A 3,712-nucleotide genomic window follows, 5' to 3' on the forward strand; every position below is an offset into this window, starting at 1 on the left:
CCGACAGCGTCGCCAGCGTGATTCTGAGCAGAAACATTTCCAAATCCGACAATTCGACGATGTAGCTACCGGCCGACGGCGGGGGAGTGTCGCCGAACACTTCGGCCATCTTGGCTTGACCGGCGTCGCGCGGTGTCTGCGCATACCAGGGCGAGAGCCAGCGCTGCTGCTCGGCGAGCACCGTCCGGACCGTCACCGATTCCTCCAGTTCGTCGATGTCCGGAAACGCGGCGATCGCGCAGTGCCGGCGAATCGCGCGTGGTGCGGTGTCGCCGCGCACCGTCAGGGTGCCGTGGGTGGGCTTGAAGCGGCCGGCCAGCGTCATCAGCAGCGCGGTCTGTCCGGGCCCGCCGGGCATCTGAATGGCGTGAAAGCCTTCGGGAAGGGCCAGGTCGATACCGGAGAACAGCGGTCCATGCTCGCCGTCGACGCCCAGCCCGGTCGCGGTGATCACCGCCGGGGCGTCTTTGTCGTCCTGGGTTTGCATGTGGTGCTCCTAATCGCCTTGAACGGCAACGGACCCCAGCAGATCGGTGATCAGTTGGGCGAGTAGGTCAGGGTCGATTGTTCCGGGACGCAAGACTTCTTCCATGGCGATACCCAGGTTCATCGTGACGACGAGTTGGGCAAGTTCGGCCGGCGGCCGACCGGACGGCACCGCGGCGGCGGATTCGGCGAAGTTGTCTGCCTGCTCGGCGGCCGCGGCACGACGACGAGCGATCAGCCGCTCACGCAGATCCGGATCGCGGACAGCCCGCAGCCAGTACTCGACAAACAAAATGTAGTAGTCGGCGTGATCGTGAACGGAGTCGAGCACCGACCGGCTCAACGATCGAGCCGCCGCGGCAACGTCGCCGGCGCTCTCCAGCGCCGTTGCGATCTGCTCGCCGCGGAGCTCGAATTCACGGTCGAGCAGGGCCAGAAACAATTCGTCTTTGGAGCCGAAGTTGGAGTAGACCGCCCCCTTGGTAAATCCTGCGGCTTCACCGATCGCGTCGATCGTTGCCCCGGCGAAGCCTTCGGCAGCGAAGACTTTTGCGGCTGATTCCAAGATGCGGTCTCGAACCTCACCCCGGGTGGGGCGAATTCGTGGCGGCTTGACAGGCGACATGGAGATGAGCATACTCCTCGGTATCGACTGGATACTACGGAGTATCGAAAGGCGGAGGGTGATGTCGAACTTCGAACTGGTCATCCGTGGCGGGGCCGTGTTCGACGGTACCGGTGCGGCGCCGATCGCGGCCGACGTCGGTATCCGCGACGGCAAGGTCGCCGCGGTCGCCCCAGGGCTCGCGGACGGGGTCCGCACTCTCGACGCGCGTGGCCGATGGGTGATGCCCGGATTGATCGACGTGCACACGCACTACGACGCCGAGGTTCTGCTCAGCCCCGGACTCGGCGAGTCCGTCCGGCACGGCACCACGTCGGTCATCCTCGGCAACTGCTCGCTGTCGACCGTTTACAGCAACGCCGACGATTGCGCCGACATGTTCGCCCGCGTCGAGGCGCTGCCGTGGCAGATCGTGCACGACTCGGTCAAGGAAGCCAAAACCTGGAGTGGCCCAGCCGAATACGTCAAGACGCTGGACGCGTTGCCGCTCGGGGCGAACGTCGCCGCCTTCATCGGCCACTCCGACATCCGCGCCTCAGTGCTGGGGTTGGGCCGGTCGGTCGACGCCGACTACCGCCCGACCCGCGTTGAGATCAGGCAGATGCAGCAGATGCTCTCCGACGCGCTCGACGCTGGCTTCCTCGGATTGTCGACGCTGCACAGTTCCTTCTCCAAGCTCGAGGGGACCCGCTTCCCGGCCCGCCAACTGCCCTCGACCTACGCCGCCTGGTCGGAGTTCAGCGCGCTCAACACCGTTCTGCGGCAACGTGGTCGCGTGCATCAGAGCACGCCGAACCTGGCCCGACAGGCCGAAGTCGTGCGCTACCTCGCCCAGAGCATCGGCGGTGGGTTCCGGGGGTCGCGTAAAGCGCTGAAGACCACGTTGATCGCGGCCGCCGACGTGAAAGCCGACCGCAGGGCCGCGCGGCTGACTCTGCTCGCCGCGGGTCTCACCAACCGGGCCGGCGGCAACTTTCGCTGGCAGCACCTACCGGTGCCGTTCGAAATGTACGCCGACGGAGTCGATCTCGTCGTGTTCGAGGAGTTTGGTTCCGGCTCGGCCGCACTCAACTTCCGTGACGAGATGAGCCGCGGACGGCTGCTCGCTGACGAGTCCTACCGACGGCGCTTCCGCAAAGACATGGCCAGGCAGTTCGGGCCCCGGGTGTGGAGTCGCGACCTGTCCGACGCCGAAATCGTTGCGTGCCCAGACGGTGCCATAGTCGGGCAATCCTTCGCCGATGTCGCCGCCGCCCGCGGTATCGAGCCCGCCGACGCGCTGCTCGACCTGGCCGTCGAACACGGCTCACGGCTGCGTTGGCGCACTGTGGTCGCCAACGACCGCGCAGAGGTGCTCGATCGCATGCAGCGGTCGCCGAACGTCCAGATCGGCTTCTCCGATTCCGGTGCGCACCTTCGCAATATGGCGTTCTACAACTCCGGCCTGCGCATGCTGGAACGCGTCCACCATCGGCGCTCGATGCCCGTCGAGACCGCCGTGCGTAGGCTCACCGGCGAGCTCGCCGACTGGTACGGGCTCGATGCCGGGTATCTGCGCGAGGGAACTCGGGCTGACATCGCCGTCATCAACCCGGCCGGATTCGACGGGTCCAGTGCCGCTTACGCCGAAGCGCCCTACCCGGGGGCGCCGGAGGTGAAGCGGATGGTCAACCGCAATGACGGACTCGTCGGCGCGACCGTCGTCGGGGGCCACGTTGTCTACAACGACGGTGAATTCGCGCCCGGTTTCGGCACCGAGCTGCACGCGGGACGTTTCCTCGAGGCAGTTGCTCGCTGAGCGAATCAGCATCGGAGAGTTGACAATAGGCGGCCGAATGCCGCGGCGCGGTGGTGCGGCACGGACTGTGGCGGATTTTCGATACAGCGTGGCATCTTTTCGGAAGCTGACATCCTTGATCTTCTCGTAGCGTGCGAGATGCGTGAAGTCCCAGAAGGAAGTCCAGTCGCAGAAGGAAGGCGTCAGGTCATGGCCATGAATGCCCTGCATCGGTGGCAATGCAGTTCGGCGGGTTGGGCCGCGATGGTCCGCGACGATCTGCTGCCGTGGGCCCTCGCCGATGTCGAGTTGGGCGACCACACGCTGGAAATCGGACCGGGATATGGCGCGACGCTGCGCGCACTCATCGGCCGGGCCGGTACCGTCACTGCGGTCGAGGTCGACGAGCCGATGGCCGAGCGGCTAGACCGGCTCTACGGCGATCGCGCGCGGGTGCTCCACGGCGACGGCAGCAATACTGGGTTGCCCGACAATGCGTTCAGCTCCGTCGTGTGTTTCACGATGCTTCACCACGTACCGACGGATCGGCTGCAGGACCAGCTCTTCGCAGAGGCGTTTCGAGTGCTGCATCCCGGCGGTGTGTTCGCCGGCAGCGACCGCGTGCCGTCGCTGCCGTTCCGACTCGTCCACATCGGCGACATCTACAACCCGGTTCGGCCCGACGAACTGGGAGATCGGCTCTGCGCAGCCGGGTTTGGCGATGTACGCATCGATGTGGCCGGTGTCCGGCTGCGCTGGCGGGCTGTCAGGCCCGACCACCGGTAATCCAGGTGCGTTGAGGCTTTGCTCAATTCATCGGAGAA

Annotated in this window: 4 protein-coding genes; 2 read left to right on the plus strand and 2 right to left on the minus strand. The window is 65.8% G+C overall.

The annotated features are described in order from the left end of the window. Nucleotides 1–487: ATP-binding cassette domain-containing protein (locus AC2VOU_RS10830; RefSeq protein ID WP_486957380.1), on the minus strand; the 487-nt coding region annotated here is incomplete at its 3' end. A 9-nt stretch (nucleotides 488–496) separates the two neighbouring features. After that, nucleotides 497–1,123, minus strand: a complete 627-nt coding sequence (locus tag AC2VOU_RS10835) for a TetR/AcrR family transcriptional regulator (protein ID WP_486957381.1) — start codon at nucleotides 1,121–1,123, stop codon at nucleotides 497–499. Nucleotides 1,124–1,172: 49 nt separating this feature from the next. Here AC2VOU_RS10835 and AC2VOU_RS10840 point away from each other — a divergent pair, with 49 nt between their 5' ends. Both AC2VOU_RS10840 and AC2VOU_RS10845 read left to right on the plus strand, forming a co-directional pair. Further along, nucleotides 1,173–2,909: an N-acyl-D-amino-acid deacylase family protein gene (locus tag AC2VOU_RS10840; protein WP_486957382.1), complete on the plus strand. Its 1,737-nt coding sequence runs from the start codon at nucleotides 1,173–1,175 to the stop codon at nucleotides 2,907–2,909. Between the two features lie 189 nt (nucleotides 2,910–3,098). Continuing rightward, on the plus strand, nucleotides 3,099–3,674 hold the full coding sequence (locus AC2VOU_RS10845; RefSeq protein ID WP_486957383.1) for a class I SAM-dependent methyltransferase: 576 nt from the start codon (nucleotides 3,099–3,101) through the stop codon (nucleotides 3,672–3,674). Nucleotides 3,675–3,712: the final 38 nt, after the last annotated feature.

It is taken from the genome of Mycobacterium sp. TH-M25, assembly GCF_057473665.1.